Here is a 26,909-nt window from a genome sequence, read left to right on the forward strand (position 1 = left end):
GTAAATAACGGATCTCCTGTCCGCCAAGGCGCGGGTCCGATTGTAAAAGGCGCAATCCGCAAAGGAGAGCACAGGTTTGAGTAAGCCCGTCCCAAAGTGTCAGCATAAAAGCCTCCAAAACCACTATTGCAGTTGCAGTGGGGATTGGAGGCTTTTGCATATTGTGGAAGCATACAAAGTGGAGGTTGAAGCATCATTGAGGCAGCATTAGTTTGAAATGATTATCATTGCGCCGCGTACTTCCCGACATAATGGCTGAGGGCGAGCAGCGGCCAAATATACCGGTAGCTATGATAGTTGCTGTAAAAAATGCCCGGCAAGCCTGCGCCTGTCGGATAGCGGGTCGTCCAGTCGTGCTTGTGGAGCTGAGCGATCAATTGCCGGATGCCTTTATCCACCGAGGGCAAGGGCTTGTCGTGCACTGCGATTAAGGCGTCCAGTGCCCACGCGGTTTGCGAAGGCGTGCTCGCATGGAGCGGCGTATAGCGACTCAATCGGTCGCTGGCGCAGGATTCTCCCCAGCCTCCGTCTGCATTCTGAATGCTGAAGAGCCACGCAATCGCTCTATGGACGGAAGGATGCTCATGCGGAATGCCGACAGCCGTCATGCCGGTTAAGGCAGCCCATGTGCCGTACAAGTAACAAACGCCCCATCGGCCGTACCACGAGCCGTCCTCCTCCTGATTGTCGATCAGCCAATCGACCCCGCGCCTCACAAAAGCGTGGCCTCGGCCAAGTCCCGCCGCCGTGCCCAAAAATTCCAGCGTCCTGCCGGTCAAATCGGCAGTAGAAGGATCGATTGCGGCTGCGCGGGCACCATCGATGGGAAGCAGCGCAAGCAGCTCTTTGTTCGAGCCGCGTTCAAATGCCGGCCAGCCTCCGTCTTTATTTTGCATGGATAATACCCATTGGAGCCCCCGGTTCCATGCATCCCGGTAAGCCGGATCACGCAGCGCGTGCTGACGGATCGATCTTAAAGCAGCCGTGGAGTCGTCCACGTCCGGGTTGATCGTATTGGACTCCGAGAAGCCCCAGCCGCCGGGTACGGGATGAGCGACTCGAAGGCTCCAATCTCCGAGCTTATGCTGCTGTTTGGTGAGCAAAAAAGCGTTCGCTCTGCGAATGGTTGGGCTGTCGGGCGATGTCCCCGCTCTTTGCAGAGCGTCGGATAACAGAGCCGTATCCCAGATAGTGGACGGCGAGTTCTGCAGATGGCTTCGCCCGTCGAAGCTCCACACCATCGTCATGAGTCCCTGTACGGCGGCGGTAATCACCGGATGGCGCTTCTCGTAGCCGAGGGCCAACAAAGCCATGATCATAAGCAATGTGCTGGTAGCATAGCTGTACAGGGTACCGTCCTGCTCGAGACGCTGGAGCATATAGCGCTCGGCTTCCGCTACAGCACGCTCGTGAAGCATCCCCGGGAGTCCGGCCAGCTGCTGAAGGCCGGATTGAATTTCGTCCAGAAGCCTTTGATGGGAAATACGGGATGACGAGTTCGTACCGTCTTCCGTCCTATCGTGAACAAGACCGCTCCCGCTCAAATCGGACAGATCCGGCGTGGTATCCGTCCGGATCGTGAACCGGCGGTCAGCCATAAGAAGCATAGGAACCAGATGTACCCGCCCGAAGCCGGAAAAATCGTAAAAGCTGATGGGAAACGATGGAGGGAGAAGCAGTACTTCCAGCGGAATTATCAGCGAAGATGGCCAAGGATATTGTCCTGTCGCCGCCAGGAACACCTTGGTCAGTACGCCGCGCACCTGCTTGAGTCCGCCTTTGGAACGGATGAACCGCGCTGCTTTTCGCAGCGATTCATCGCTTTTCGTACTGTAGCCGGAATACAGCAGGGCATAGTACGCGTCGACGGTGGTGGATAAGTTGCCCTCCTCCTCGTCGGCATACACCTTCCATGCCCCGTTGTCCTGCTGCTCCGAGGCGATCCGGTCGTGCAGCCGCCGTATTAACGCTTCATAGGGAAGCTCCAATGTCCGGAGCACAATGATCATATAGGCATCGGTCAATATACCGTTCTCAAAGCAAAACCGCCAGCTGCCGTCCCCATGCTGCAGCCCTTCAAGCTCGTTCCGCAGGCGGCGAATTTCTTCATCCGCTTCATGCCACACGCTCATGCTTCATCCCCTGCCTTCATCCGAACAATTTCCGGTTATCTCTACATCATATGAGGAGGGAGGCATGCAGATACCCGCGGGTGCTTCGTATCCGGCATTCGGTCGGTATCAGGATAACGATTTGTCCTGGGCATCCAGCGTCCGAAGCTGCAGACGAATCCATTCATAAACATCGTTTCCGTCGGAGAATACATCCGTCATTGCATAAAACAGATGGATCATGCCCGGATACCGTTTCAACGAAACTTTGACGCTTCCTCCAGAAATGCTCTTGTTTGCTCAGGCATAGTCACAAGTCTCAGCATCCTTTCTTATTTGGTGTTGAACCTATTTACAATCATCCACTCCGTGATGACAAGATTTACCGCAAGACCGACCCATATGTTGATCTCCAGCACCTGCTTCACTATCTCTGCAACGCCCCCGGCCGGCGGACCTCCATGCAATGCCAAATAGAGCAGGATGCAGAACGGAGTCAGCAGGCGCGCGCTTGCCGCAACGAGGGTTAGTGCGTAATTTCTCGCCATCCACACGCCATGCTCGCCGAATCGTCCGAGCCTTGCTTTCCGGTAGCCTTTCCAGCCTGTAAACAGCCACAGCAGCCCTAAGAGCAGGAAAGCCATCTGTCTTACATAGCTAGCTGAAAAAGCTCCAACGACAAGTCCGGTTACGGCGCCGATCGCAACACACCCCAAATATACCCTTCCTGTCCATCGATGAAGGACCGGCCGCCGCTTTCTAAGGCCAGGCAAAAATTGCAGCCAGCCAATGATGACGGCGATAAAGGCGAAGCCAATATGTGTGATTAGGAGCGGATAGTGCAGAGGAATTGCTGGATTCAGCTCCACACGGCTAAGGCTTGGATCAAGAGTAAGATAAGGCAGGATGGCAAAACAAACCGCTCCTAACCCAAGTGCTGCGATGATGACGTAAAGGCCGCGTACTATGCGTTTACCAGCCATCTTGGTACTCCTCCTGTAGCTTTAGTCAGATATCTCAACAACTGCCTGATAAGTGGCCGGATCCGCAATCGATCGGATCATGAAGTCCGCCAAGTCGGCGCGCGATATCCCCTTCGCTTGAGACAGCGGCCTATTTACAGCCGTACGGTAAGCCTGGGTGTGCGGCCCGTTTGTCAATCGCGGAGGACGAATAACGGTCCAGGTGAACCCGGAGGATTCCCGGAGTTCCGTCTCCATGCGCGACATGTCCTGATAAGCGTGTCGATACATCCGCTGAATGACAAGCCGGATGACAAGCCGCTGCAAAAGCGGTGTATCGGCGGGGACCTCAAGCCCTGCCGACGAAAGGCAGACGAGACGTTGCACGCCTGCCGTCCGCATCGCCTCCATGACATTAGCCGTTCCGGCGGAATATACGGTTGTCGGATTCCGGTGCGTGACGCCAAGCGCAGACAGCACTGCATCCTTCCCGCTTATTGCCTCCCTTATGGAAGGCGGATGGAGAACGTCCCCCTGGATAACTTCCAGATTATCATGGCGAAGATCCAACGCCTCAGGTTTACGAACGACCGCCGTGACCTTATGTTCCTTCTCCAAGGCTTGAACGGCGACCTGGCGTCCGGTGCCGCCGGTAGCACCGAATATGACGAGCTTCATGCCGTTATCCCTCCGGCAAGAGCTTCAACAAGCTGTGTCACAATCGCTTGATGGCCTTCCAGGGTAGGATGAACGCCATCGGGACCGAGCGGCGGTTGATCAACATATGCCTTAAATACGGACTGCATATCAACGACAGGATCCGGGAGGCTGCGGATCGTTTCGCTAACGCGCGCGATATCCTTGCTGCGCCAGGCAAGCTGGCCGAACTGAAAGTAAGGATAAGCCGCTGCCTGCTCTTCATTAATCGGCGGGGGAGTCAGCCAGACCCAGCGGGCTTTCGTCCGGGAAGCGGCGATGTGTCTGATCGCACTCAGATTTTTCGCCGTTTCCTCTGGATCGACCTGTGTTTTGGCAGGCTCCGGGCCGATTCTTAACGCGTCATTGCCACCGATCATACACATGATCCAGTCCGGGTTCATGGCGGTCACGCTGCTCATCCTTCGTAGCGTTTGAGTCGATGTGTAGCCTGAAATGCCTTCATTAATAAACCGGATTCCATCCTGAGGCCTTCTCAGTCCGATAAGATGACGAAGCAGCTCAAACCAGGAAAGCAGATCGTCCGTCGTGCTTTCGCCGACTGCAATAATCGTCTGTCCCGCTTGAAACGGAATACGATCCAGCTTATTGGCAAACGCCGCATCGTTCAACATCTCCCGAGCCGTGTCCTGAGCCAACTGTGTCAAGTGACGAATAATCGATCTGTAAGTATCGGCATCCGTGCCGTAAATAGCGGCAAGCGTCCGATCATTCATATTGCGGACAAAGGGAAGCAGCTTCTCCGGATGTTGAGATTGCACCAGCTTTACCAAATGGGGATCTATATTTGTTTTCAAATTGATCAATCTCCTTCCTTTTCAGCTCATCGACATGCTTATGTTCCAGATAACAGTTTCATTGTGTGCCTCCCTGGATGAGTCGTTGTCCGGCAGACACGACACGATACAGCTCATGCTTTTCGCGCTGCCGCCATCGAGCCCCAGAACAGAACCATCGCGATAAGCGGATGAAGCGCTGCAATGATGAATACGGAGGAAAATACCTGAACCGTAAGAAACTGCATGACCACGAGAAGAAACAGCCCGAGGCTCAGTAACCGGTCACGCCCCTTTATCCCTCCGATAAATGTGACAAGGAACATAGCCAAAGGCAGCATGGCGAAAAGCTGCACGAACAATGCGTGGGCCTGCCATTTGGACGGATCACCGAACGTCGCCATTCCCGCAAGAAACACTTGAACCACAATACAGCCGAAAAAAATCCATGCCAATATCCTGTAAGCGAGTCGGCCAATGTACATGCGGATACCCTCCTTTCTTAGCAGATTTGACGTCACGACTCATCATAGCGGATTAATCTCACGAAAGGCTGTGCGAAAAAGTCACAAAACAATCACAAACTATCTCAAATCATTCAAAATGAGCCGAATGCACCAAGCGGTATGTTACAATAATTGCAAATTATTAGAATAAGCGAGGCGAGCTTAATTGAGCTTGAACGGCAAACGAACCGTCCTCATTGTCGATGATGATGCAGAAATCGTAGAGTTAATGCGGGATTATCTCGAAGACGAACAGTTTGAAGCGATAGAAGCGTTCAGCGCTGCGGAGGCGCTGGAAATATTGGATCGCAGACCGGTCGACTGCATGCTGCTGGACGTTATGATGCAGGGGCAAAACGGCCTGGACCTGTGCCGGCATATTCGGAAAACGCGTGATCTCCCGATTTTATTCCTGAGCGCGCGCGGTGAGGATATGGATAAAATTCGCGGTCTCAGCTTGGGCGGTGACGATTATATTGTCAAATCAGTCACTCCGGAAGAGGTGGTTGCACGGGTCAAAGCTGTTTTAAGGCGGTACGACAAAAGCGAAAAAGAGCCGAAATGGGAGTGGAGGTTCGGCAGGCTCATCCTGGATGTGAAAGCGCATGAAGCCGTATTGGACGGACGGCCTTTGTCCTTGACGCCGAAGGAATTCGACACGCTGTGCCTGTTTGCGGAGTACCCTCGCCAAGTATTCACCTATGACCAGCTGCTGCAGCGGTTCTGGGACGGTGTTGGCGACAAGCACGCGGTAACCGTACACATCGGGAGAATTCGGGAAAAAATCGAAGAGGACCCGCGACGCCCGAAAATCATTACGAATGTATGGGGCGTCGGCTATCGGTTCGAAGGGGTACGGGAATGAAGGGCCGGCTTCGCATCCGCCAGTGGATGATCATCGGCATGCTGATCGTTCTGCTGCTGCCGAGACTATTGTTTGAAGTATCGGATTTGCTTGACCGATCCATTTTTGCAAGCCATCTGCATGCACGGCAGCAGTCCGGCCTAACATCGGCAATTCATGCCGTGAGCGAAGCGGATGCGCGGCGATGGGAGGAACCGCAGTGGCAGGACTCGCTCCAAAATATCGCCAAGCTGTCAGACTTCGGTATCATCCTGCTGGATGCCGCCGGGCGTGAGATCATGCACGCCGGCCCGACCGGTGCAGGGGATAATGCGACGAGGCAGCTAAGCATCATTGAGCAGGGCGAGATGCGCGGCCAGGCGCTGTTCTTTGTTCCGGAACGAAGCAGCGGGCTGGCTACTGTTAGCGCCATTCTTGCAACGCTCATTGCCATCTTTTTCATCGGCATGAAAATGGGGCGTGTGGTCATTAAACCGCTTGAAGCCATGGGGGCGGCAGCGAGGCGGATTGCCAGCGGGGATCTGGATTTTTATTTGCCCGAATCCACCGTGCTTGAAGTAGCGGATGTGCGATCGGCCTTTCAAGCGATGGGCAGCAGCTTGCGGGAATCGTTAACCCGCCAGTCCGAGCTGGAGGAGGAGCGGCGATTCTTTATTCAGGCGATCGCGCACGATTTAAGATCGCCGTTGTTTACGCTGCGCGGATTTCTGCTGAGGCTGGAGCGGGGAATGTACGATAACCGGGATAAAGCGGCCCGTTATCTCTCGATATGCAGCCAGAAAGCCGAACAGCTCGAACGGCTTATCTCTGATTTGTTTGCCTACACGAAGCTCGAATCGCTGGAACAAACGCTTCGGCCGGAGCCATTGGAGGCTTCTCCCTTTTTTGCGGGGATCGCTGAAGAATTTCGTCCCATAGCCAACGAGAAGAGCATTGAGCTTAGCTATATCGAGGAAGAGCCGCTGGAACAGGTTGCCTTTACCGGCGATTCCCATTTGTTACGGCGAGCCCTGGGCAATCTGATAGATAATGCCGTAAGGCATACTCCGGTTGGCGGAAGGATTGAGCTTGGCTGGCGCAAGGAAAGCGAACGCCTCGTCTTCACGGTGGAGGACACCGGGCCAGGAATTGCTGAACAAGATCGGATGGTTGTATTCGAACCGTTTTATCGCGGAGACCATTCCAGAAATCCTGCGTATGGCGGCGCCGGGCTCGGGCTTACGATAGCGCGCCGGATTGTTCGAGCGCACAACGGCGAGCTCTTCGTTCAGAACAAGAGCCCGTCCGGCGGCGCCTTGTTCACGGGCTGGATTCCTTTGCGAAATCGTGCGTAAAAGGGACGGGCTGCCGTATCGATCGGCTGTCGGGAGAACGTCAAAAGACCGGCCCGAGAGCCGGTCCTTCCATCCTTTACGCGGTAACCGGGTTCCACCCGTCGATTCCCGCAAGCACGCTAATCGGGGAATACGCTTCAGCCTCGTCGTCGCTTAGTTGAGCCGACCAAGGCACGCGGCCTTCCACTGCTGCGCCCGGACCCGTATTACGGTACTCGCAAAAGACCGTGGTGCGCTCGCTCTCCGGCTTGTTCCAATTGTCCCAGCCCGCTGCGGCGATATGCTCGCCCATCCAGCAAAGGAGAAAGGCGGACTTGGCGTAGTTTCTCCAAGGCCTGCCCAGGTAGACGGACTGCGAGGGAGCATCGCTTGTAAGGCGGCATTGATGGAAGACATAGCCGAAGCGGATCTCTTCCGGCGTCGACGGGGCGGTCAGCCAGCCATGGATGCGCTCGGACGGAAATTCCCCGGGATCTTCTTCCCCGAGACGCCGTTTGGAAAAGATCTCGCACTGGTTGAACACGGCGGTTGCCGACCCGAATATAAAGTCGACATCTCCCTCTATGTAGCAGTGCTCGTAATATTGCCGTACGTTCCTGCGCGGCATTCCCTCCCGCGGTCCGCCGAAGGTGGTTCTTTGCATGGGGGCTGGCGGCAGCGGACCTGTAAACAGGGTGTCTTGATGTCCAAGAAACCGGCAGTGCTTGAACGATACCCGGTCTCCGTCCACGTAAGCGGCCAACGCTTGGCCGACGGCTTCCCCTCGGCCCGCCGTATTGCGGAAGGTGATCCGTTCCGCGCTGAAATCATCCGCGCCAATAAACACGGTATAAGAGTGGAACGTCTCATAGGCTTCGCCGTTAGGGAATGTCTTCCTGGCGTAATCGTCATACGTAATGATCGTAAGCTCCGCGTTCTCTCCGACGAGGCTTACGAGCGGCTTCACGACGTGAAGCTTCTCCTTGTATACCCCGTTACGTATATAAATGACGGTTCTTACATTGGTATCGTCTGCTATCTGGTCGAGCGCTTCCTGAATGGTGCGGTAATCACCGCTGCCGTCGGCGGCTACTATCATAGGTAGGTCTCCTTTTGCATGGTTATAGCATCATTTTATAGCAAAATTCGGTTTTCCAATATGTTTTTCATACTGACAAGAGACTTCGATGGCCCTAGCTTGAGTAGGGAATCTTGAAACTCAGCAAGCTCCTCAACGGTTGCCGTTTGTATTTTAATCAAATAATTGTATTCCCCGCTGATGCGGAACAAGTCGGTGACTTCCTTGGAGCTCCGGCAAAAATCCACCATCTCTTGGCAATGCTCTGTTTTTACTAGAATAAAAGCAGTTGTGCCACGGTTCAAATCCGGCAAATGAAAGACCGCAGTATAACCGGAAATGATCCCTTTCTCCTCTAATTTGATAATCCGCTCTTTAACGGACGGTTGAGACATGGACACTTCTTTGCTGATTTGAGAAATCGTCATTCGTGCATTCTGCTGCAGCAATCTCATAATCTTGTTATCAATGTCGTCGATTAGTTGTTCCACATAAGCCCTCCCTAACAGAACCTTAAAAAACCTAATATGTACGTCCAAAATTCCTTACTTTTAATAATGATTGTACTATAATAACCTCATTGTTTGTATATATTTAACTTGATTTTATTTATATAATAAGCTCATATTTTTTATAAGGGAGCGATGTTTCGTGGTTGTAAAAGGCCTTTCTCATGTAGCAATACAAGCCAAAGATTATCAAGCTACCATAGCGTTTTATACGGAAGCTTTAGGATTTAAGGTTGGGCACCATTGGAGTCTGCCTTCCTTCCGGATTACAGAAGCTGCCATGCTGATTTCACCCGACCGGAGAACTTGTATTGAAATCTTTGATTCTGAAGCGGTCATTCCAGCTCAAGGCAGGAAAGCGTCATCGGAACAAGAGATAGCTCACGGGGCATTATTGCACTTAGCCTTTTATGTAGACAATGTGGAGGAAATGTACCAACATGCAATTGCTAATGGGGCAGAAGCTTATATCGAACCGGGCTGCCTTTCTCTCGGCGAACCGCAGCTCACCGTCAAAAACGCTGTCGTTCACAGTCCCAACGGAGAAGTGATAGAATTTATTGAGGAAGTGGATTTTGATATGACTGCCAATGCCAGGAGGGATTCGAGTGCTGGGACTGCCGAAAGGTGAAGTATTTTTGGTACCTTGGTGCGAGGAATGGGAGAGAGAATTTATATCGGAAAGAGAAAGCATTCTTGCGGCTGCCGGTCAATACATTCTAGACGTGCATCACATCGGAAGTACGGCGGTGAAACACTTGAGTGCGAAGCCGATTATTGATATCGCTATTGAGATTAATGAGTTTCAGGATGGTACAAAATGTGCTGCGCCGTTGGAAAAGCTGGGTTATGCATATAAAGGGACGGATGTGTTACCGGATCGACATTACTTTAACAAGGGGGAGCCGCGAACGCATCAAATTCATATGTACCGACGAGGAAGCAACTATTTGCTGGAGCAGCTGGCTTTCAGAGATTATTTGAGAGGTAACGAGGCGGCGAGAATGCAATACGAGCAACTGAAAAAACAACTATCAGCCGCACATAAAGGCGATAAGCATAATTATGCTGATTCTAAAACGGATTTTGTTAAAACGATCTTAGCTATCACCGAGAAATAATGCTGTACGGTTGATCATTATTAAAAAAGGGAACGCACGGGGGCAACGCCTCGCCAGAAGAGACATGCTGCCCCTGCTTCCTGTAGCTATTGTTGCTCCATTCGTTGCAATGGGGAAACCGGTTTGAGCTTGATGAGCCTAAGATTCTTGCAGCTGCCCTGACTCCCGACGCCAGTTCATGATGACCAATGACAATGCAATTACCGTAAGGATAACCCCAAGCCATCGAAATCCCCCGAAGCTGAACTCCCCTCCCATGACGACACCTATCAGCAATGAAGAGAGAATGGTCCCCAAATATCTGGATGTATTGAATAATCCGGATGCTACGCCGATGATTTCCTTTGGAGAGCTGTTGAACAAAGCCGCTTGCATTCCGACACTGTTCAGCCCGTTGCTGATGCCGAATGCCGCTAACGCCAAGCATACGCTGATAACCGGTGAAGTTGGACTCAAAGTCACGATCCACACGGACCCGAAGGTCATCAATATCGTAGACAAGAGCATAGCTGGTCGAGGTCCGGACTTATCGATCCATCGCCCTGCCAGGGGAGATGCAAGCAGCGAGCACATGCCCAAGCTCAGCATAAGAATCCCTGTATGGAACTCGCTGACATGCCGCACCATTTGCAAGTAGGATGGGAATCCGAAAAAGAGCGAGTAAAAAAGCACGTTTACGAGAATGAATTGGACATTGACCCAAGTCATGGCGGGATATTTGGCAAAGGTACGCAATGGTATGAAGGGTGACTTCGCTTGTAGCTCATATCGTACGAAAACACCAAGTGTAACGAGGCCCGCCAGACCAATGACGACATAAGGTAATGAGATATGTCCAGATGATTTTGCTGACATTAATCCAATGAGCAGGGCAATCAGTCCTGCCGTAAAGAGCAGGATCCCCGGCACATCAATCACAGCAAACCATTGGCGAAAGGACATGTTTCGCGCAGCGGATGCCGGCGATTCGTCCTGAGGGATGGTTCTCCAAGCCAAGAAGAAGCTCGCCAACGCAAACGGAATATTGACGAAAAAGATCGCAGGCCAATCCCACCAATGAATCAAAACCCCTCCAATGAAAGGTCCAATTGCTGCCGCTCCGGATAGGAATACGGACAGCACAGACAGTGCAATGGCTTGTTTCTCGGTAATATAAATTCGCACAATGGCCATTCCGACGGCAACCATCATGCTCGTTCCGATCGATTGCACAACGCGGAAAACGATGAGCCATCCAAAGCTTGGCGATAGCGGAGCTAGCAGGGAGGCAATGAAGGCCACAACCAGCCCGATAAGAAATATGTTTCGGCGACCGAATAAATCGCTGGCCCGACCCATGACGGGTTGAGCGATAGCACTCGCAATGTAGAAAGAAAAAATGATCCAGGATACGGCTGTAAAATCAAGCTGGTACACATTTTGAAATCTTGCAATAGCCACAGAAATCATCGAAGAATTTAATGGATTCAAGAGTATCCCGAGGCCTACGGAAATCATCAGCCATCTGCTGCGAGCATTCATTTGCGGTCATCCCTTCTTTTGTCATGATTTTATCGTACTGGATATCAATTATTTATTCCAACGCATTTCATGCTATAATTTCATTGACTAGAAGGAATGAATGGTGGAGGCATATGGAACTTCTTCAACTGCAATATTTCTTAACGGTAGCCCGATTGGAGCATGTGACCGAAGCAGCACGAAGCTTGCACGTTACTCAGTCGTCATTAAGTAAAACAATTCAACGCTTGGAGGAGGATCTAGGGGTCCCTCTATTCGATAGGGTAGGGAGAAGGCTGCGATTGAATGAATTCGGAAGCCGGTTCCTGCGCCGTGCAGAAAGGGCTTTGTTTGAGTTAGAGCAGGGGAAGCAGGAGCTTAGCGATTTATCCAGCCCTGATCACGGCACATTGGAGCTGGCGGTCAATACGGCAAGCACGCTGCCCCATATCCTTCGGGAATTTCGGAAAAAGCAGCCTTATATCCATTTTCATGTACAAATGCTGACTACGAAGGAAATGATCGCGCATCTTCATAGAGGAGAGGTCGATTACTGCTTGGCCTCACCTCCTATAGAAGGGGATGACATTGAATGTCAAATCGTCTTCGTCGATCCTATCCTTGTAGCCGTTCCCAAGACGCACCGGCTGGCAGACCGAAGCAGCGTATCCTTGGACGAGCTAAGGGATGAATGGTTTGTCGGCGTGAAGAAAGGCTACGGCACTCGCGATTTAGTCGACTCCGTATGCCATTCGGTTGGCTTTGCCCCTAAATATGTGTATGAGGGGGATGAACCTGCAAGGATAACAACTCTAGTGGAAGCCGAAATTGGCATCGCCTTCATCCCGAGCACGGCGAGGCATTCACGGGAGCATATCCGATGTCTGCAAGTAGAGAATGACGAATTGGTTCGGGAGATTGCTTTGCAATGGCACAAGAGCCGGTACATTTCGCGGGCTGCGCTGGAATTTCGTGAGGTCGTTGTAGAATATTTCCGGGCGTTACCCGAACGGGGGGGTTAAGGCTATTATCCGGAGGGCCTTTTTCAAATCATACAGGAGGTATGATCATTATTGATACTGACGATGAGGCTGAACTTAAAACAATCATTAGTAAAGACCCCACAGTAGTGAATCTGTTATTAATACCAACCGTGTATCCGTGGCAGCCAGTTGTAAGTAATTCTTGATTTAAGTTGAGAGGGGGAGGGCACTTGATTAAGCCCTGCTTTATAGAAATATTGAAATTGTTAGATAGCAGATTATCAATTGCAAATATTCATTGGGCTTTGACAGGAAGTACAAGTTTTGCTCTGCAAGGGTTGAAGTGCGAGCCAGCAGATATAGTATCCAAACAGACAAGAACGGGGCGTTTGAAATTCAATCCTTGTTCAAAGAGCACCTAAAGAGAGAGGTTACTTTTTCAACCACTAACAATATACGCTCCTATTTTGGAGAATTGAATATTAATGGAGTATCTGTTGAAGTTATAGGGGATATTCAGAAATTAGTTGATGGGGAATGGGAACTGGCACCTATCCTTAACGAAATAATACGCTATATCAGCGTGGATAATATTGTCCTTCCGGTTCTATCACTAGAATATGAAGCCGAAGCATATCGAAAGCTTGGTAGAGAAGAAAAGGCTAATATTATCAAAGAACATTTGAAGGATCAATGAACTCACGAGCAGGATAGCTCAACGATGAAGGCAGCCAAGTTTGGCTGCCTTTCTCATTAGATAGTATGAATTGGATCACATGTGTTGGTTGTAACCAGATTTTTCGGTGCCGAACTATTTTTTAATCGTAGAGAGCAAGCCTTTTGCGTAAAGTACATCGACTTTATTAGAAGGGATGCTTTTGGCCAGATCGCCTTTTTTTACATTCAGCGCCTCTTCGTCAACGTAGATCACAAAATCGTCGGTAATAGGAAGAATACCGCTCCAATCTTGAAGATTTAACTCTTGTACTACATCATACCAGAGCCGTTTCCCTTCTTTCCACCAGTTGTTTTTCATCTGCCAGTATTGTACGAGGCGCTCAAGTTTCCGTCCCAGTTCCTCGTTTTGAATAGATTCCTGATAATCACTCGGATGCTCCCCTGAGCTCCAAAGGATATCTGGAGTGAGCTTTTGTTCCAACTGCTCTGTTCGAATTCGTTCGAGTCCAGGGTGATATACAGGGTCATAAATGTAACTAGAAGATTGATGAAGGTAAATCGCTACGAAACATAGACGTTCACTCCCCGTCTTTCTATGAATCTCTTGAAATACGTCTTTCGCATCCTCGACTAATCCGGTTTTTACTTCTTCTCTCAGGGCAATAACTTTCTGTTTGCTCATACGAACATATATAATTTTTTGATGGTTGTCATGTATTTGTGATAGTGACCCGTCTTCATCATAAGAAATATGGAACTCGTAATTGTACTGGACTTGATACTGCCTTCCGCGCGGTCCTAAGTTTGACCAATATTCCCGAGAAATATGATTCAGCATCCGATCCTCATATTTGTAATGTTCTTCATAATGCCAAACGGTATCCAGAGTGCTCCCCATTCTTACAATAAATTCGACATAATGGGTTGGAAGACCATTGATGATAGTCATGTGTTGGATAGAGTCGAGGCGGCCATCGCTTCGATATAGTCGGTTTATGATACCTTGTTCATCTTGAGAACGGTATCCGATAATATCGGTAGAAGAATCGAATGCCGCCACCCATACATTTCCGCTTTCATCTAAACCATATTTTGAGGAAGTTTCTTGTTTTCTGACCTTAGCAACCGGCTCTTGATTTCTTTCAAACCAGAATGGAGTTATGTCGTATCTTTTGCCGCTTGTATATTCCCATTTGATTACCTTCCGTTCCGCTTCTGTTTTGTAATATTCAAGGTTTTTTTGTGCATCGATACATAGTGAAAGATAATAATCTCGATCAATCAACGAAATCCCCCATAACTAAAATTATTTTTATGGAAATATATCATATTTTATCGGTATAAATCACTAAATTTATTAAAAAAGGAAAATGAAGTTAACGAGCGGGATAATTTAATAAAGAACCGTTTTTTACCATGAACTGATTCGTCAGATTTGTCATTATGAATAGGAAGGTGCAAAAATAAGGAGGAGAAATGGAACTGGTAAATGTAACGATTCGATCAGAACAACCTGGTGATTACCATGCAATTGCAGCAGTAAATGCGATTGCCTTTTCATACGGTTACGGTATGGGCGAAGTATCCTTGGTTAGTGCCTTAAGAAATCGGATGACTTTCGATCCTGAGCTGTCAATAATAGCAGAACATAATGGAAATATTATTGGTCATGCTCTTTTTACACCGCAAAAAGTCCTTGTTAAAGGCGAAACATTGGATGCAGTCATTCTTGGACCTATTGCAGTACGCCCAAAATTCCAAAAGCTTGGAATTGGATCAATGCTTATTGAAGAAGGCCATAAACGGTCAACTCATAAGGGATATCATTTCTCATTACTTCTCGGTCATTCCACATATTACCCTCGCTTTGGTTACAAAACTAAAATGTTCGGGAGCTCTCATATACAAATTCATGTAACGATATACCCAAATTAGACCGTTCCATTACTGAACGAAGGATTAGGAGATCAGATATTGAAGAGCTAACCTTTATGTGGGAGAAATGGTTTGGTGATAGTAATTTGGCTTTTTCACCAGGCAGCACATTAATAGACTGGATAAGTTATGGAAGAGGGATGCAAACATCCGCTATTTGCGTAGATGGAAATTTATGCGGATACGTTCGATACGATCTCAACAATCCCCGAAAGATTGATAGTTTTCTTGCTAATAGTCCTGAAGCAGTAGTCGCCATCTGCAGTTATATGAAGGCAAAAATGAGACCAGATGATTCCGAGCTGCTTTTACCTTTATCCCCTTATTCGAGCAGCATCAAGGAATTTGTTACACTACCTTATAAGTCAGAAGTAAATGTTGGGAAAGCTAGTATGATTAAAGTATTAAGCTCTAATCCAGTGATCACATCTTATTGTGATGGCGTGGAGGCAGGCACTCTCTTTCCAGGTACTGTAATATGGCCTGTAGAGTTTGATGTGGTTTAAGACATTTCAATAAAAGGGTTATGGGAAGCTCTGGTGCTTTGATACGTCTGCGGAATGGCCGATTCACGCTGCTCGTGAGGTGCGATAAACATTAGGATTCGATAATTGAAATCACTCACTCGCTGCTGAATTTTATGATATTGTAGTGGAAGGTAAGACAAGAGATCTGGGAAAGGCAGGCACATGTCATGAAACTTATGCTTACACTCGTGAATACAGCCGAACAAATTGCAGAGGTTGCTCGTCTAGCGGCGGAAATATGGCGAGAATACTATGTATCCCTTATTACAATGGAGCAGATCGATTACATGATTGGTAAATATCAATCGGTTTCAGCGATTGCGGATCAGATTCATCATCAAGGGTATGAATATTACTTAATCCATCACGAAGGTGCCTCCCCGATTGGATATATATCGGTCAGACAAGAAGAGCAGAAGCTATTTCTAAGCAAGTTTTATATAGGCAAGGAGCACCGGGGGCAAGGCTACGCCAGTCAAGCGTTTGCATTTCTTGAGCATCTTTGCAAGGAACGAAACTTAAGCCATATTTGGCTTACGGTTAATAGACATAACGAACCCAGTATTGCGGTGTATGAGAAAAAAGGCTTCCGGACCGTACGGGAGCAAATTGCGGATATCGGGAATGGATTCGTAATGGATGATTATATTATGGAAAAAGAAATTCCGATTCCATGACATGCGAGGACGGGACCTGTTCCATTAAGGGGAACACAAAAAAAATACGGCGATATTATTTGTAAAAGTATAGTCTTTTAAAATGGAATTTGATTCAGATAATGATACTTCTTTGCCCTATTTGTGATTATTACCAATTAGCGACAATGGAGTGTTTTATCGTGCTTTTAATTACATATCTCAAGCTTGCTCCTAATTTTTGCGATTCCTTTTTTAAGTTCTTCACGATTCTTTCCGCTCTTGATCCAAATAGGAAGCCTGCTTGCCAAACTTTGATTCATATTCGGAAGTACTTCACGTAAAGAAGCAGTGATATATCTATCCATAAAGTCTAAATGCTCTTTATTATATGCCCAAAGCAATTTCCCGCAGCAATTAGTCCTCAACCACAGATTCAAGCCCATAAATGTTCCGTTTCCCCATGTACCAACTGTAGGACTAGTCAGAACTCCACAATGTTTGCATTGCATGATATAACCAAATTTCCCATCTATTCTCCTTAATCCTTTGGCACATTTCATGCAATGAGGGCACTCAATGAGAATATTATGGTTGAATATAAAATCATAAATTCTTTCACCTTGATCTCTAAATCTTGAGTCAGTCATTTCAATAAGTTCTTCCTTTGCAGAGTAAAATGATCCGAGGCTTACAGGTTTCCCCAATAACAGTACACTATAGCTTAATAAATATAAACCTTATTTTTCCATTCCGTGATAAAATAATCTTAAATCCTTGTACTTAGATTAATTAGGGAGTGTGAGAAGCATGAGTATTATATTAAGTAAAGTAGGAGCCGTTTTTATCCCAGTCCGTGATATTAAAGAAGCAAGGGAATGGTATTGCTCCATTCTAGGACTAGAACCTACGTTTGAAATTATTGCAGGCCATCTTTGTTGTATACCTTTGGATAATAATGGACTAAATCTAGTGTTAGACAGCAAAATATACGATGAGGATTCATACTTTAGACATCCTGCCTTCCATTTTAATACGAACGATATACATAAAGCATACCAATTCTTGAAGGACCTTAAAGTTGAACTTGTTACTGATATTGAGCATGGTCATTGGTTCAATTTTAAAGATCCCGATGGGAACATGTTGATGATTTGTAAATGTTAGAGGCGTTCCGAGCAACGAAAAGGATTAATTGACAAGGAGATCGAGATATTTCATTACCCGATTATTCCGCATACAGGTAAAGACCATCCGTTACGCTAATGGGTACTGGTGGAGCTGACATGAGCTCAGCTCCTTTTTGATATGCGTACAACCATATTTAGTTTTTAAACATGTATTTGCCTGGCACAAATAGCAGCATGGAATGATTATCACTTTTACACTAATTTGGAATGTGAGTGAGATATAAATAGATTTAACATATACCGCTTGTCTGATTTGCTTAGGTCTCATTGTGTTTATTATACATCCCATTTTTTTTGATGATACAATCGGTCCGTGTAATGTAAACGATATTTGTGCTGACAGTTTACTGTGCAAGATTTGAAGTTGATGTAGACACTAAGACAGATTTTCAGAGAGTTAATTTAGGAGAAACAGGATGAGCGTTTCCCCCCATAGATTCACACCATACCCCATGCTATAATCCCAGTAATCATTACCTTTTTCTTATTGATGTAAATAACACCGATGAATCGATTCACCTTGACGGACAATTTTCGAAAATATGGAAGCGCTTTATATGAGGAGGAGGAGGAAGCGGAAATGACAATGGCCGATTTGCGTGGGTGTAGTAACTATTTGAAAGAGGGGGTTTATTATGATGAAAAAAGTCTTAAGTAGTTTGGTGATAGGAAGTTTATTGGTAACTTCATCTTATATTGTCACAAGCAGTAAAGCAGAGGCTGCAGTGATTACTTCCATACCAAATACGACAAAAGTTGAAAAACGCTATGACTCCAGCTTTTTATCCGTGACCGGCTATGCTTCTTTGGGAGTAAACGATAGAAGCAGCTATGTGGGAACATCGTATTATCGTACTGTTAGTAATGGAAGAGAGTTTTTACAAGCAGTCCTGGACGCGAGTAATGGTACTGTTAAAGTAATTGAAGTTACGGACAATATTAACTTAGGATGGACTGAGTTGGCTCTAGACTCGACAGAAAGATCAAAGTACAGCTTCGTTACCAATTATCCGAAACCATCGAACGGATTCACGAATCCACTGCTAATCGCTTCCGGCGTATCTAAATTAAACATTTCAAATGTAGATGGGTTAACCATCTTCTCCAAGACAGGCAAGACCATTAAGCATGCGGAAATAAAACTGCAGGGTTCAGCTAACGATATTGTTATTAGAAATCTCAGATTTGATGAAATGTGGCAATGGGACGACTCTGGAAAGCATAAAGAGGTCGGTTGGTCATTTATCAAGGTGAATGGAGCTAACAATGTATGGATTGACCATTGCAAGTTTTCCATAGCGGCAGATGGAATGATTGATATGGAAAACGGTGCATCCAATGTAACGCTTTCTTGGAATGAATTCGGATTAGAAGCAACGGAGAATCCAGATGAGAGCAGTTCCATCTACCAGTCCATCGAATATATGGAGCAGCAATATGCTGCAGGTGCATTGGCCCCGTCAACAAGCGTTTACTATAAAATGCGTAACGAGGGCGCTACCAAAAAACAGATTATGGCATATGCAGCCTATCACTCTAAAGTTCATTTGGTAGGCTCCGGCGATAAGGATTATACGAATTATGTTAGTCCTGCCGGTGTCGAGGTCAAAGACGGGAATCAAAGACTCCGATTGACCATGGCGTACAATCGTTATACGAATGTTGGACAGCGTTTGCCGATGATTCGTCAAGGAACCGGCCATATATTTAATAACTATTTTGATAATTCGTCGCATCAGAGTGTATTGGATAATGTATACGCTATCTCAAAATATGGCGGAGATACATTAGCACGCGGAGTGAATTCAAGAAACGGCGCTTCGATAGCAGCAGATACCAATGTGTATAATGCTTTTAATGAACCACTGATAGGTGCAGAACGTCAGGGTGACGATACAGGAAATATGAGCGCGCCATTTAATGAGCTATTTAAAGATGCGCTTAACCATAGTTTAATTGTAAATTCAAAAGTATCAAATAAAAGCGGATCTTATATAGGAAGCAGCTGGGATAATAATGGTGATAACCTGTTTACCAAAGGAATCACTTGGTATGACAAATCAACAATCGGAAAATGGGCTTGGTCTTCACATATCGTCGGGGTAGAAAATATGAGTAAATCGAACCCGCCAAGCATACCGTTTACTTTCACCTATGATTACGATGAGCAATTGCCTTATGCGTATAAAACCGTCCCGCTAAACAGCGTTGTACCAACAGTAGCAAAATACGCCGGAATATCAAAAAAAGTTAAATTTAGTACTGCTGACTGGTTAAAAACAAACTATATGAATGCACATTCAGCTGTTGAAGTAGAAAATTGACGATCTGATATGAAGAATTCTCCTTGCTAGGGCTGCTTAGGCAGTCCTTTTTCTTATGCTCAACACCGCAGCGGTTCCAAACTTATGCTTCCCTCCTTAAGATTAACCAGGAATACACGGGTATAATAATAAATAAGTGTGTATACATACAGGTAAGCTGTGGAAAAGGAGCGGTGAACAAATGACTACATCAGGGTTAACTTTCGGGATTTACCCTCTAAGTGTTGCCGGTACCCCAACCGGTTTGGCAGTCGGTCCGAAAGATGACTACGACAAGATCGGGAAGGCGCTTCAACTACTTCGAGGAGACTCGAATAGGTTAGTCCCGCGAAACTACCTTGTTTATACGAAGCCTGATTCAGAGCCTGGCCTAATCTCATTTGTTGAACGGCTTCTTCATTCCGGATTGTTAGGTGATCTTGCTATTGGGTGGCTTCAGACGGCAGATATCGTAATGGATGAATGGCTGGCGTTTATCCGCAAAATCGTGAGGGAATACGGCCCCCACATGACTTCTCTTCAAATTACAAACGAACCGAATTTGTCGTTTATGGAAGGTTCGAAGCCTTACACGCGTCAAGCCTTGGTAGAGGGGGTGATCGCAGCCAAAGAGGAAGTCCTGAAATGCGGTCTTCAGATGAAAATCGGGTTCGGGTCCGTGCCTGAAAGTCCCGTGTCGGTTCCCCGTTTCTGGGCAGGACTTGCTGAGATTGGAGGCAGCAGGTTTGTAAACTCTCTCGATTTCGTCGGCCATAACTTCTATGTGGACGTATTCGAGGAGCCGCTTGTCTTAAGCGACATCCCTGCTTCTGTGGAACGAATACTTCGAGATTTGAGGCAAAACCATCTGGTTGAGGCTGGGATACCCGCCTCAGTTCCAATCCGGGTGACCGAGAACGGATGGCCTACTGGACAGAATCCTTTTACTAATGAGGAAAGAACGTATGATCATCAATCGGCTGTTCTCGACAAGGTGATCCGTACGGTTTATCAGTTACGCGAAGAGCTCCACATTACCCACTATGTGTTTTTCGGTTTGCGAGATGCAGATAGCTCGAAGCCGGATTTGTTTCATCAGTTCGGCATGATGAGGGACGATTATACACCAAAACCGGCATTTTCCGTGTACCAAAGGTTGATACAGGAACTGGGCAATTAAGTCTTCGTTTGACATAAAAAAGGGATTCAACATATTATACATGACTACAGTGTGGAGTCTCTCGTTTCTGATTTTCCCTGATTTTAAGTTTTAATAAACTGAGAAAAATACGGTAACAGATGTCCACTATTATGTTATAATCTCACACGATGGTAGGTTACTGCGTGCGGACGCGCTGAAGCGGCGGGCGTGGCGGCCGTCGCGATTATCTGTCAAGGAGATTACAATTTCATGCCAAATCGTACGGTACTGCTTAAATTATGGGGCGTCTCCCTGCTCTGGGGAGGCAACTACGTGGCGAGCGCATACATGCTGCGCGATTTCTCGCCGATATTTCTTTCCTTTGCCCGCTTGGTTGTCATGTCGCTGTTCCTCCTTTCATTGGCGATCATCAATAAATCGATGCGATGGCCGAAAAAACACGAGTGGGGCTTGCTGCTTATGGCCGGCATCACGGGTACGCTGATTAATCAGCTGTTTTATTTTACCGGCTTGCAGGAGTCTACGGCAGGGAATGCGGCGCTGATTATCGCGCTGGCCCCGATAGCGACAACGCTGCTGTCGCGTATGTTCTTGAAGGAGGTCATCACCGGGCAAAAGCTGACCGGGGCCATCGTGGCTCTAATCGGTGTCGTTTGCATCGTCTTGCTCGGGGGCAAACAGCTGGGCATCTCCCACGGCGACGTGTATTTGCTTGTCGCGATGCTCGGCATGTCGGTCAGCCTGCTGTTCATCCGCAAGCTGACGACGGTAATGACTTCGTACGAGGTGACAATCTACTCTACGGTGATTGGCACGATCCTCATGTCACCGGCCGTCGCGGTAGAAGCGCTGAACGGCGACCTGCACGCCAGCCATAGGGTGTTCACATGGGTGCTGCTCGTTTGCGTCGCCGTCATCGGCCAAGGGCTGGCGGGCTTTTGGTGGAACCAGGGCATCGCGGTCGCCGGGGCATCCATGAGCGCGATGTTCATGAACATTCCGCCGTTCATTGCCATCGTTGTCAGCCATTTTGTGCTGGGCGACCCGATCCTGCCTGCGCAGATCGGCGGCGGGGTACTGATTTTGGCCGGCGTTGCGATCACGAACATGAAGCGGCGGCTGCCGCGAGAGCCGAAAGCGGGATTGGGCGTCAAGGGCGCCTAATGGCCAACGGCAGCCGCGAGCCGGCAATCAGATCACTGCTCTAGAAGGAATGAAATGGATACTCTAATAAAACCAGGACGGCAGCCGCTAAACGGTCGGGTGCCGTTTTTATGTTAAACAGGCATTCGACAGGAAGTGATATTTTTTTCGATTTCAGGTAAAATTAATCCAGGTTTGTTTATTGGGTAAAATAATCAGGCTGGACTAAATAACGAAACGAGGTCAAAGAATGAAGACAGAGCACAAACAATCCCCCATGTTAAAGAAAAGTTTACGGGCACTAGCCGTAATCATTGGGGGATTCATCACAGCCTATGGACTTGAGGCGGTTTTAATTCCGAACAGCGTATCCGACGGCGGGGTAACGGGGTTAAGCATCGTTGGATTCGAGCTTACCGGAGTGCCTCTCGGATTGTTAATTGCGATTCTTAATATTCCGTTTATATTTTTAGGATATAAGCAGATTGGAAAAAGCTTTGCAATTTATTCCGTGATAGGTATAGTTTCGCTAGCAGCTGGTACTTCAGTGTTACATCACATTTCGCCCATCATCAAAGGCGATACGCTGCTGGTGACTGTTGTCGGCGGTATTATTATCGGTTTTGGTATGGGTTTGGCACTTCGAAATGGCGGGGCGCTGGATGGTATCGATATGTTAGCCGTATTGCTTTCCCGAAAATTGCCCTTCGGTACTAGCGATCTGATCTTATTTTTAAATACGTTCGTATTTATTGTCGTTTCGACCGTATTCGGTCTTCAAGGGGCTATTATGTCAGCTATCGCTTATTATATTGCCTCCAAAGTGATACATATCGTAGAAGAAGGTTTAAGCGGCGCCAAAACGTTCAAAATTATTAGCAAGCATCCAGAAGAACTGGTGGAGACGATACGCGACCGCTTAGGCCGCAGTGCTACATATAATCTCGTGCAAGGCGCATATTCACACGAGCAGTTCAAAGAAATTACTTGCGTCATTAACCGGCTGGAAGAAAGCAAAATGAAAGAGATCATTTATGAAATTGACTCGAGTGCTTTTGTTATGGTATATGACGTTGCCGAAGTGAAGGGCGGAAACTTTAAGAAACACGATATCCACTAGCAAGCAAGGTAATAAACGTGAATGTGCAGCAAACCTGCTAAAGACAGAACGGCAGCCGATCCTTAAGATTGGCTGCTTTTTTGTTACTCTAGAAGGGCTAATTGCACACATCAGTAAAACCATGATTTTACTTGCTCGCTTGAACGAAATGCAAAGATTATGGGATAATTTAACAAAGTGGAATAGAGTTGGAATAACCCATTCGGAAAAAGGGAAGACGGACGCCAGAGATGCTTATGAAGATACAATACGTTCGTTGAGCTGACGGTAAGATAGTGAGCGTCCGCTATTCTAGTTAATGCTTTTTATAGTCTCGGATAATTACGTCAATCACATCCTTGCCCCAATTCGAGGCTTCCGAGCCTTGCTCATTCCAAGCGAAGGTGATGAGTGCTTTCCACAATGCCCATCCGCGTGCACGATGGACGGTGGCCTCATCAAAATTCATGCGGGTGAGGAATATGCTGCGGCTGACGTCGTCAAAAAAGTTCCAAGCCATCACAAGGTCGCTCGAAGGGTCTCCTACACCCATAGTTCCGAAATCGATGACGCCGCACAGTTTTCCTTCTTTCACGAGAAGATTGCCTACCGCTACGTCGCCGTGCAGCCATAGCGGGGCTGATTGGTATGTTGTCGCAAGGGAGAGCTCCCATATTTCCGTTAAAAGCTGCTGATCGTATTGAAGCGTCTCGATAACGGATCTTGTATCATTGTCGTAAACGGCAAGGTTTCCTCCGCGATGAAAATTTTGCGTACCCGCGGGAACGCCCCGGCTTGCATCGATTGCTTCCAGCTCTAGCAAAAATCCGGCGAGATCTTCGGCAAATTCGTTTTGATCACGAATATTGGAACGCTTGACGGTATCGCCGTCAATCCATCTGTTGACCGACCATGGAAGGGGATATTCATCCGTAGGCTCACCTTTGGCAATAGGAGCTGGAATCGGCAAGGATAGGAAGGGCTTGAATACAGGCAGCCAGGTCAACTCTTTTTCAACAGCTGAAGCGTAGCGTTCATGACTTGGCAGACGAACAGTCAGCTCGTTACCTAGCCGAAAAGTGCGATTATCATGTCCGCTTTTTTCTACTGGCCTTACCGATAAATCCTTCCACTGGGGAAATTGGCTATTGATTAATCGACGTACTAATTCGGTGGTAATTTCAATCATGTTCTCACCGCTTCCTCTGTATTTGTCCATCCGTTTTTCTGGAACATCCACCTGATGCATCATTACAATAACTATAAGTGTTGGTTCCGGAGGGATTCAAGGGAGAGAATGGGTATAAGTAAGCTGTTGAACTCTAGTGGAAGGAGATTGATCAATTATGCTCTTAGAAGAGGAAGTTCCCCAATTGTTGCGGGTGGGTTTACTTGTTGTAATGCTCCCTGTATTTGGAATGTTAATTAGCTTCTGTGTTAAATACAAAAAGCATGGATACGGGTGGATTCTTAGCCATTTGCTGCTTTTCACGATGTGCGCGTTCTTTTTAACTAGAATACTGGAAACGAGAGCGTTCACTAGCTCTGCATATAATTCTTTGGCATTTGCGTCGATAGGGATAGTCTGGGCTATAAGCATATCCTTTTTGGTTAAGGGCCTTCTCGAAATAAGCAAGAGGAGTAGAAGCTAGAGTAATGTTTGAGGTAAACGCTGGTCGTAGCGCAGATGCGGTAATCTCGCTGGATACAATATTCTCGATTTATTGAATCCATAATCTACATGTGAGAAAATGAAGTTACCAATTCATGAGGTGCTTAATAATGAAAACTATAGGTCTTATTGGTGGAATGAGCTGGGAGTCATCTCTTCTCTATTATCAAATAATTAATCAGCATGTAAAAAAACGACTAGGTGGACATCATTCTGCTAAAAGTCTGATGTATTCGGTAGATTTTCATGAAATTAAGACTCTACAGCATCAGGGAAACTGGGCTGAGGCTACAAAAATTATGATTGAGTCAGCACAAAAGCTTGAAAAGAGCGGAGCAGACTTAATCGTCATCTGCACTAATACCATGCACAAAATGGCACATGAAGTAGAAGAAGCGGTGTCCATTCCATTAATTCATATTGCTGACTCTACGGCAAATGAAATTGTTAAAGACGGCATCCAGAAGGTTGCCTTACTGGGAACTGCCTTTACGATGGAACAAGATTTTTACAAGGGCAGACTCAGTGAAAAGTTTGGACTTGAGGTTATTGTGCCAAATGAAGTAGATCGCTCGGTTGTGCATGACATCATCTATCAAGAACTTTGTCTGGGGATTATAAATGAGGAGTCTAAGCAAATGTACTTAAAGATCATTAATGATCTTATACAGCAAGGAGCGGAAGCCGTTATTCTGGGATGTACGGAAATAACTCTACTCATCTCGCAAGACGATTGCGTCATACCCGTATATGATACTACAAGACTCCATGCGGTAAGTGCTGTTGACTTCGCTCTGAACTAGATGGAATTATAGCGAAGAAGACAACCATCATTTCAATAGTTGTCCCTTCGCTTTTATTAAATGGAAATTTTCGATGGATCAAGGCCTGGAGGGAAGATTTCTTCAAAGCGGTCCTTTTGTTCATACATGTTATACCAAACATCAGCAATGACATCCGGATCTCCAGCCGTTCCGGACTGTATCATGGTTCCTATGGAAAGATGTCCTACAAATATGCCCAAAACGGAGCTCGCTAATAAGCGCAGCTCCGTTATTTTTGCTTAATATGAAAATGACCCTCTGACCGCCTTCGTTAACTTTCTTCGAATCCCCAAGTATAAGAAGATTTTCGCATGGCTTTAATATCCTGCAGAGGAGGCAGACCAAAAAGCCTTCGATATTCCCGGTTGAATTGTGACGGGCTTTCATAGCCTACTGTCAGCGCGGCCGTCGTTGCCCCTATAGGACCACTCATCATCAAACGCCTGGCTTCTTGAAGGCGAAGCTGCTTCTGGTACTGCAAAGGCCCCATTGTTGTGATCGCTTTGAATTTATGATGCAGCCCGGAAGTACTCATGTTGCAGGATTTGGCGAGTTCCTCCACAGTAAAAGAACGTGTGTAATTTTCTTTAATCCACTGGATCGCCATACCGACTCCATCCGATCTTTGATCAAAAAGAACCCTTTGGAAAAACAAGTGTCCATAACCACCTGAAAGTAAGTTAAAAATCATTTCCTTCTTGATCAACTCGGACAGAAATCGAGCTTCTTTTGGCTTATCGACTAGCTTCAGTAACCGGAAAAATAGATCCAGCAGCCCGGCATCCGATTTACCGATGAAGGCTCCTGCACTCAGATCGTTCTCTCTAGGCTCTGTGTTAATTTCCGCCTCCATGGCCACAGAAGCGATTTCTTGCGTCGTAAAATCAATGCGCAACCCCAAATATGGCAATTCTTTCGTAGCTCCGGTCACTTGGGCGGAAGCGGGCATATCGATCAGCGATGCCAAATAATCCCCCTCTGAGTATTGAAAGATATCTTGGCCAAGGTAAAGCTTCTTTGTCCCTTGCAGAATCAGACAAAAGGATGGAGTCAAGACACCGATACTTCGAGGTATATCGCGACTGTGTTTAATAATGGATAGAAACGGAACTATGGTTGGCGTCCGCCCATCTGCCAGAGGAATTCGATCCGTCATGGCAATTAGCTGATCCAGCGCTTTCTTATGAATAGAAACACTCAGTCCATTGTTAATTCGGTTATCAAGGTGTTGCTCTGGCATGGATTCGCCACCTCCCATCCTTCTCTAAAATTATATAAGCAATGAAATAGATTGCAATAC

The 26,909-nt window shown here is 47.1% G+C and carries 29 protein-coding genes; 16 read left to right on the plus strand and 13 right to left on the minus strand.

The window, feature by feature from the left end; genetic code table 11:
- Positions 1 to 224 precede the first annotated feature (224 nt).
- The 6 genes from shc to ACFQ88_RS26305 form a co-directional block, all read right to left on the minus strand.
- Entirely contained in the window at positions 225 to 2,132 is a 1,908-nt protein-coding gene (gene shc / locus ACFQ88_RS26280) for a squalene--hopene cyclase (RefSeq protein WP_379458665.1), read from the minus strand.
- 108 nt (positions 2,133 to 2,240) lie between these two features.
- Positions 2,241 to 2,372: a hypothetical protein gene (locus ACFQ88_RS26285; RefSeq protein ID WP_379458667.1), complete on the minus strand. Its 132-nt coding sequence runs from the start codon at positions 2,370 to 2,372 to the stop codon at positions 2,241 to 2,243.
- 71 nt (positions 2,373 to 2,443) lie between these two features.
- Positions 2,444 to 3,094, minus strand: coding sequence for a DUF2306 domain-containing protein (locus ACFQ88_RS26290; RefSeq protein WP_379458669.1), 651 nt, complete (start codon positions 3,092 to 3,094; stop codon positions 2,444 to 2,446).
- 21 nt (positions 3,095 to 3,115) lie between these two features.
- Positions 3,116 to 3,751: an NAD(P)-dependent oxidoreductase gene (locus tag ACFQ88_RS26295; RefSeq protein WP_379458671.1), complete on the minus strand. Its 636-nt coding sequence runs from the start codon at positions 3,749 to 3,751 to the stop codon at positions 3,116 to 3,118.
- Complete coding sequence (locus tag ACFQ88_RS26300; protein ID WP_379458673.1) at positions 3,748 to 4,587, minus strand: SGNH/GDSL hydrolase family protein; 840 nt, start codon at positions 4,585 to 4,587, stop codon at positions 3,748 to 3,750. The genes ACFQ88_RS26295 and ACFQ88_RS26300 overlap by 4 nt, the downstream gene beginning before the upstream one ends.
- Before the next feature lie 113 nt (positions 4,588 to 4,700).
- Complete coding sequence (locus tag ACFQ88_RS26305) at positions 4,701 to 5,051, minus strand: DUF6220 domain-containing protein (protein WP_379458675.1); 351 nt, start codon at positions 5,049 to 5,051, stop codon at positions 4,701 to 4,703.
- Between the two features lie 193 nt (positions 5,052 to 5,244).
- On the opposite strand from ACFQ88_RS26305, the gene ACFQ88_RS26310 reads away from it, so the two are divergent.
- Positions 5,245 to 5,937, plus strand: a complete 693-nt coding sequence (locus ACFQ88_RS26310) for a response regulator transcription factor (protein ID WP_379458867.1) — start codon at positions 5,245 to 5,247, stop codon at positions 5,935 to 5,937.
- Positions 5,934 to 7,271, plus strand: a complete 1,338-nt coding sequence (locus ACFQ88_RS26315) for a sensor histidine kinase (RefSeq protein ID WP_379458677.1) — start codon at positions 5,934 to 5,936, stop codon at positions 7,269 to 7,271. The genes ACFQ88_RS26310 and ACFQ88_RS26315 overlap by 4 nt, the downstream gene beginning before the upstream one ends.
- Before the next feature lie 76 nt (positions 7,272 to 7,347).
- Here ACFQ88_RS26315 and ACFQ88_RS26320 read toward each other — a convergent pair whose 3' ends face one another.
- Together ACFQ88_RS26320 and ACFQ88_RS26325 are read right to left on the minus strand one after the other, a co-directional pair.
- Positions 7,348 to 8,349 carry a pectinesterase family protein gene (locus ACFQ88_RS26320; RefSeq protein WP_379458679.1) on the minus strand — a complete coding sequence of 334 codons (1,002 nt, stop codon included), beginning with the start codon at positions 8,347 to 8,349 and terminating at the stop codon, positions 7,348 to 7,350.
- 35 nt (positions 8,350 to 8,384) lie between these two features.
- Positions 8,385 to 8,819 carry an Lrp/AsnC family transcriptional regulator gene (locus tag ACFQ88_RS26325; RefSeq protein ID WP_379458681.1) on the minus strand — a complete coding sequence of 145 codons (435 nt, stop codon included), beginning with the start codon at positions 8,817 to 8,819 and terminating at the stop codon, positions 8,385 to 8,387.
- Between the two features lie 160 nt (positions 8,820 to 8,979).
- Between ACFQ88_RS26325 and ACFQ88_RS26330 the strand changes: the two genes are divergently transcribed.
- Both ACFQ88_RS26330 and ACFQ88_RS26335 read left to right on the plus strand, forming a co-directional pair.
- Positions 8,980 to 9,468: a VOC family protein gene (locus ACFQ88_RS26330; protein ID WP_379458683.1), complete on the plus strand. Its 489-nt coding sequence runs from the start codon at positions 8,980 to 8,982 to the stop codon at positions 9,466 to 9,468.
- Positions 9,446 to 9,958 (plus strand): GrpB family protein, encoded by a 513-nt coding sequence (locus tag ACFQ88_RS26335; protein ID WP_239628727.1) that lies wholly within the window; start codon positions 9,446 to 9,448, stop codon positions 9,956 to 9,958. The genes ACFQ88_RS26330 and ACFQ88_RS26335 overlap by 23 nt, the downstream gene beginning before the upstream one ends.
- A 138-nt stretch (positions 9,959 to 10,096) precedes the next feature.
- On the opposite strand, the gene ACFQ88_RS26340 is transcribed toward ACFQ88_RS26335, so the two are convergent.
- Positions 10,097 to 11,479 carry an MFS transporter gene (locus ACFQ88_RS26340; protein WP_379458686.1) on the minus strand — a complete coding sequence of 461 codons (1,383 nt, stop codon included), beginning with the start codon at positions 11,477 to 11,479 and terminating at the stop codon, positions 10,097 to 10,099.
- 113 nt (positions 11,480 to 11,592) lie between these two features.
- Here ACFQ88_RS26340 and ACFQ88_RS26345 point away from each other — a divergent pair, with 113 nt between their 5' ends.
- The 3 genes from ACFQ88_RS26345 to ACFQ88_RS26355 all read left to right on the plus strand — a co-directional run bounded on the left by ACFQ88_RS26345 (position 11,593) and on the right by ACFQ88_RS26355 (position 13,138).
- Positions 11,593 to 12,480: a LysR family transcriptional regulator gene (locus ACFQ88_RS26345; RefSeq protein ID WP_379458688.1), complete on the plus strand. Its 888-nt coding sequence runs from the start codon at positions 11,593 to 11,595 to the stop codon at positions 12,478 to 12,480.
- Positions 12,447 to 12,647, plus strand: a complete 201-nt coding sequence (locus tag ACFQ88_RS26350) for a YciI family protein (RefSeq protein WP_379458869.1) — start codon at positions 12,447 to 12,449, stop codon at positions 12,645 to 12,647. Before ACFQ88_RS26345 ends, ACFQ88_RS26350 begins: the two co-directional genes overlap by 34 nt.
- Positions 12,648 to 12,784: 137 nt before the next feature.
- Entirely contained in the window at positions 12,785 to 13,138 is a 354-nt protein-coding gene (locus tag ACFQ88_RS26355) for a nucleotidyltransferase domain-containing protein (protein WP_379458690.1), read from the plus strand.
- A gap of 114 nt (positions 13,139 to 13,252) precedes the next feature.
- Here ACFQ88_RS26355 and ACFQ88_RS26360 read toward each other — a convergent pair whose 3' ends face one another.
- Positions 13,253 to 14,404, minus strand: a complete 1,152-nt coding sequence (locus ACFQ88_RS26360; protein WP_379458692.1) for a hypothetical protein — start codon at positions 14,402 to 14,404, stop codon at positions 13,253 to 13,255.
- Between the two features lie 191 nt (positions 14,405 to 14,595).
- Here ACFQ88_RS26360 and ACFQ88_RS26365 point away from each other — a divergent pair, with 191 nt between their 5' ends.
- The 3 genes from ACFQ88_RS26365 (at position 14,596) to ACFQ88_RS26375 (ending at position 16,258) form a co-directional block, all read left to right on the plus strand.
- Positions 14,596 to 15,054 (plus strand): GNAT family N-acetyltransferase, encoded by a 459-nt coding sequence (locus tag ACFQ88_RS26365; protein ID WP_379458694.1) that lies wholly within the window; start codon positions 14,596 to 14,598, stop codon positions 15,052 to 15,054.
- 56 nt (positions 15,055 to 15,110) lie between these two features.
- Entirely contained in the window at positions 15,111 to 15,560 is a 450-nt protein-coding gene (locus ACFQ88_RS26370) for a hypothetical protein (RefSeq protein ID WP_379458696.1), read from the plus strand.
- A 188-nt stretch (positions 15,561 to 15,748) separates the two neighbouring features.
- A complete protein-coding gene (locus tag ACFQ88_RS26375; protein ID WP_379458698.1) occupies positions 15,749 to 16,258 on the plus strand; it encodes a GNAT family N-acetyltransferase in 510 nt (169 codons plus the stop codon).
- Between the two features lie 167 nt (positions 16,259 to 16,425).
- On the opposite strand, the gene ACFQ88_RS26380 is transcribed toward ACFQ88_RS26375, so the two are convergent.
- Complete coding sequence (locus tag ACFQ88_RS26380; protein WP_239628718.1) at positions 16,426 to 16,866, minus strand: hypothetical protein; 441 nt, start codon at positions 16,864 to 16,866, stop codon at positions 16,426 to 16,428.
- Between the two features lie 160 nt (positions 16,867 to 17,026).
- Between ACFQ88_RS26380 and ACFQ88_RS26385 the strand changes: the two genes are divergently transcribed.
- The 5 genes from ACFQ88_RS26385 to ACFQ88_RS26405 all read left to right on the plus strand — a co-directional run bounded on the left by ACFQ88_RS26385 (position 17,027) and on the right by ACFQ88_RS26405 (position 23,134).
- Positions 17,027 to 17,383, plus strand: a complete 357-nt coding sequence (locus ACFQ88_RS26385; protein WP_379458701.1) for a VOC family protein — start codon at positions 17,027 to 17,029, stop codon at positions 17,381 to 17,383.
- 658 nt (positions 17,384 to 18,041) lie between these two features.
- Positions 18,042 to 19,730 carry a pectate lyase family protein gene (locus tag ACFQ88_RS26390; RefSeq protein ID WP_379458703.1) on the plus strand — a complete coding sequence of 563 codons (1,689 nt, stop codon included), beginning with the start codon at positions 18,042 to 18,044 and terminating at the stop codon, positions 19,728 to 19,730.
- 181 nt (positions 19,731 to 19,911) lie between these two features.
- A complete protein-coding gene (locus ACFQ88_RS26395; protein WP_379458737.1) occupies positions 19,912 to 20,889 on the plus strand; it encodes a hypothetical protein in 978 nt (325 codons plus the stop codon).
- A gap of 231 nt (positions 20,890 to 21,120) precedes the next feature.
- Positions 21,121 to 22,035 carry a DMT family transporter gene (locus ACFQ88_RS26400; RefSeq protein ID WP_379458739.1) on the plus strand — a complete coding sequence of 305 codons (915 nt, stop codon included), beginning with the start codon at positions 21,121 to 21,123 and terminating at the stop codon, positions 22,033 to 22,035.
- A gap of 229 nt (positions 22,036 to 22,264) precedes the next feature.
- Positions 22,265 to 23,134, plus strand: a complete 870-nt coding sequence (locus tag ACFQ88_RS26405; RefSeq protein ID WP_239628705.1) for a YitT family protein — start codon at positions 22,265 to 22,267, stop codon at positions 23,132 to 23,134.
- A gap of 295 nt (positions 23,135 to 23,429) precedes the next feature.
- On the opposite strand, the gene ACFQ88_RS26410 is transcribed toward ACFQ88_RS26405, so the two are convergent.
- Positions 23,430 to 24,302 carry an aminoglycoside phosphotransferase family protein gene (locus ACFQ88_RS26410; protein WP_379458742.1) on the minus strand — a complete coding sequence of 291 codons (873 nt, stop codon included), beginning with the start codon at positions 24,300 to 24,302 and terminating at the stop codon, positions 23,430 to 23,432.
- Positions 24,303 to 24,895: 593 nt separating this feature from the next.
- Here ACFQ88_RS26410 and ACFQ88_RS26415 point away from each other — a divergent pair.
- Positions 24,896 to 25,588 (plus strand): aspartate/glutamate racemase family protein, encoded by a 693-nt coding sequence (locus tag ACFQ88_RS26415; RefSeq protein ID WP_379458744.1) that lies wholly within the window; start codon positions 24,896 to 24,898, stop codon positions 25,586 to 25,588.
- Positions 25,589 to 25,880: 292 nt separating this feature from the next.
- Here the strand turns inward: ACFQ88_RS26415 and ACFQ88_RS26420 are convergent, their stop codons facing one another.
- Positions 25,881 to 26,849: an AraC family transcriptional regulator N-terminal domain-containing protein gene (locus ACFQ88_RS26420; RefSeq protein ID WP_379458746.1), complete on the minus strand. Its 969-nt coding sequence runs from the start codon at positions 26,847 to 26,849 to the stop codon at positions 25,881 to 25,883.
- Positions 26,850 to 26,909: the final 60 nt, after the last annotated feature.

The sequence above is a fragment of the Paenibacillus sp. NPDC056579 genome (genome assembly GCF_042793215.1).
Taxonomy (GTDB): domain Bacteria; phylum Bacillota; class Bacilli; order Paenibacillales; family NBRC-103111; genus Paenibacillus_S.

What these genes read in the sequence shown, in the direction of transcription:
- ACFQ88_RS26365 (WP_379458694.1), top strand. Translation starts at nt 14,596, where the DNA reads ATGGAACTGGTAAATGTAACGATTCGATCAGAACAACCTGGTGATTAC.
- ACFQ88_RS26375 (WP_379458698.1), top strand. Translation starts at nt 15,749, where the DNA reads ATGAAACTTATGCTTACACTCGTGAATACAGCCGAACAAATTGCAGAG.
- ACFQ88_RS26400 (WP_379458739.1), top strand. Translation starts at nt 21,121, where the DNA reads ATGCCAAATCGTACGGTACTGCTTAAATTATGGGGCGTCTCCCTGCTC.
- ACFQ88_RS26380 (WP_239628718.1), bottom strand. Translation starts at nt 16,866, where the DNA reads ATGACTGACTCAAGATTTAGAGATCAAGGTGAAAGAATTTATGATTTT.
- ACFQ88_RS26420 (WP_379458746.1), bottom strand. Translation starts at nt 26,849, where the DNA reads ATGCCAGAGCAACACCTTGATAACCGAATTAACAATGGACTGAGTGTT.
- ACFQ88_RS26370 (WP_379458696.1), top strand. Translation starts at nt 15,111, where the DNA reads ATGTGGGAGAAATGGTTTGGTGATAGTAATTTGGCTTTTTCACCAGGC.
- ACFQ88_RS26320 (WP_379458679.1), bottom strand. Translation starts at nt 8,349, where the DNA reads ATGATAGTAGCCGCCGACGGCAGCGGTGATTACCGCACCATTCAGGAA.
- ACFQ88_RS26385 (WP_379458701.1), top strand. Translation starts at nt 17,027, where the DNA reads ATGAGTATTATATTAAGTAAAGTAGGAGCCGTTTTTATCCCAGTCCGT.
- ACFQ88_RS26345 (WP_379458688.1), top strand. Translation starts at nt 11,593, where the DNA reads ATGGAACTTCTTCAACTGCAATATTTCTTAACGGTAGCCCGATTGGAG.
- ACFQ88_RS26315 (WP_379458677.1), top strand. Translation starts at nt 5,934, where the DNA reads ATGAAGGGCCGGCTTCGCATCCGCCAGTGGATGATCATCGGCATGCTG.
- ACFQ88_RS26340 (WP_379458686.1), bottom strand. Translation starts at nt 11,479, where the DNA reads ATGAATGCTCGCAGCAGATGGCTGATGATTTCCGTAGGCCTCGGGATA.
- ACFQ88_RS26415 (WP_379458744.1), top strand. Translation starts at nt 24,896, where the DNA reads ATGAAAACTATAGGTCTTATTGGTGGAATGAGCTGGGAGTCATCTCTT.
- ACFQ88_RS26410 (WP_379458742.1), bottom strand. Translation starts at nt 24,302, where the DNA reads ATGATTGAAATTACCACCGAATTAGTACGTCGATTAATCAATAGCCAA.
- ACFQ88_RS26390 (WP_379458703.1), top strand. Translation starts at nt 18,042, where the DNA reads ATGATGAAAAAAGTCTTAAGTAGTTTGGTGATAGGAAGTTTATTGGTA.
- shc (WP_379458665.1), bottom strand. Translation starts at nt 2,132, where the DNA reads ATGAGCGTGTGGCATGAAGCGGATGAAGAAATTCGCCGCCTGCGGAAC.
- ACFQ88_RS26395 (WP_379458737.1), top strand. Translation starts at nt 19,912, where the DNA reads ATGACTACATCAGGGTTAACTTTCGGGATTTACCCTCTAAGTGTTGCC.
- ACFQ88_RS26295 (WP_379458671.1), bottom strand. Translation starts at nt 3,751, where the DNA reads ATGAAGCTCGTCATATTCGGTGCTACCGGCGGCACCGGACGCCAGGTC.
- ACFQ88_RS26405 (WP_239628705.1), top strand. Translation starts at nt 22,265, where the DNA reads ATGAAGACAGAGCACAAACAATCCCCCATGTTAAAGAAAAGTTTACGG.
- ACFQ88_RS26290 (WP_379458669.1), bottom strand. Translation starts at nt 3,094, where the DNA reads ATGGCTGGTAAACGCATAGTACGCGGCCTTTACGTCATCATCGCAGCA.
- ACFQ88_RS26305 (WP_379458675.1), bottom strand. Translation starts at nt 5,051, where the DNA reads ATGTACATTGGCCGACTCGCTTACAGGATATTGGCATGGATTTTTTTC.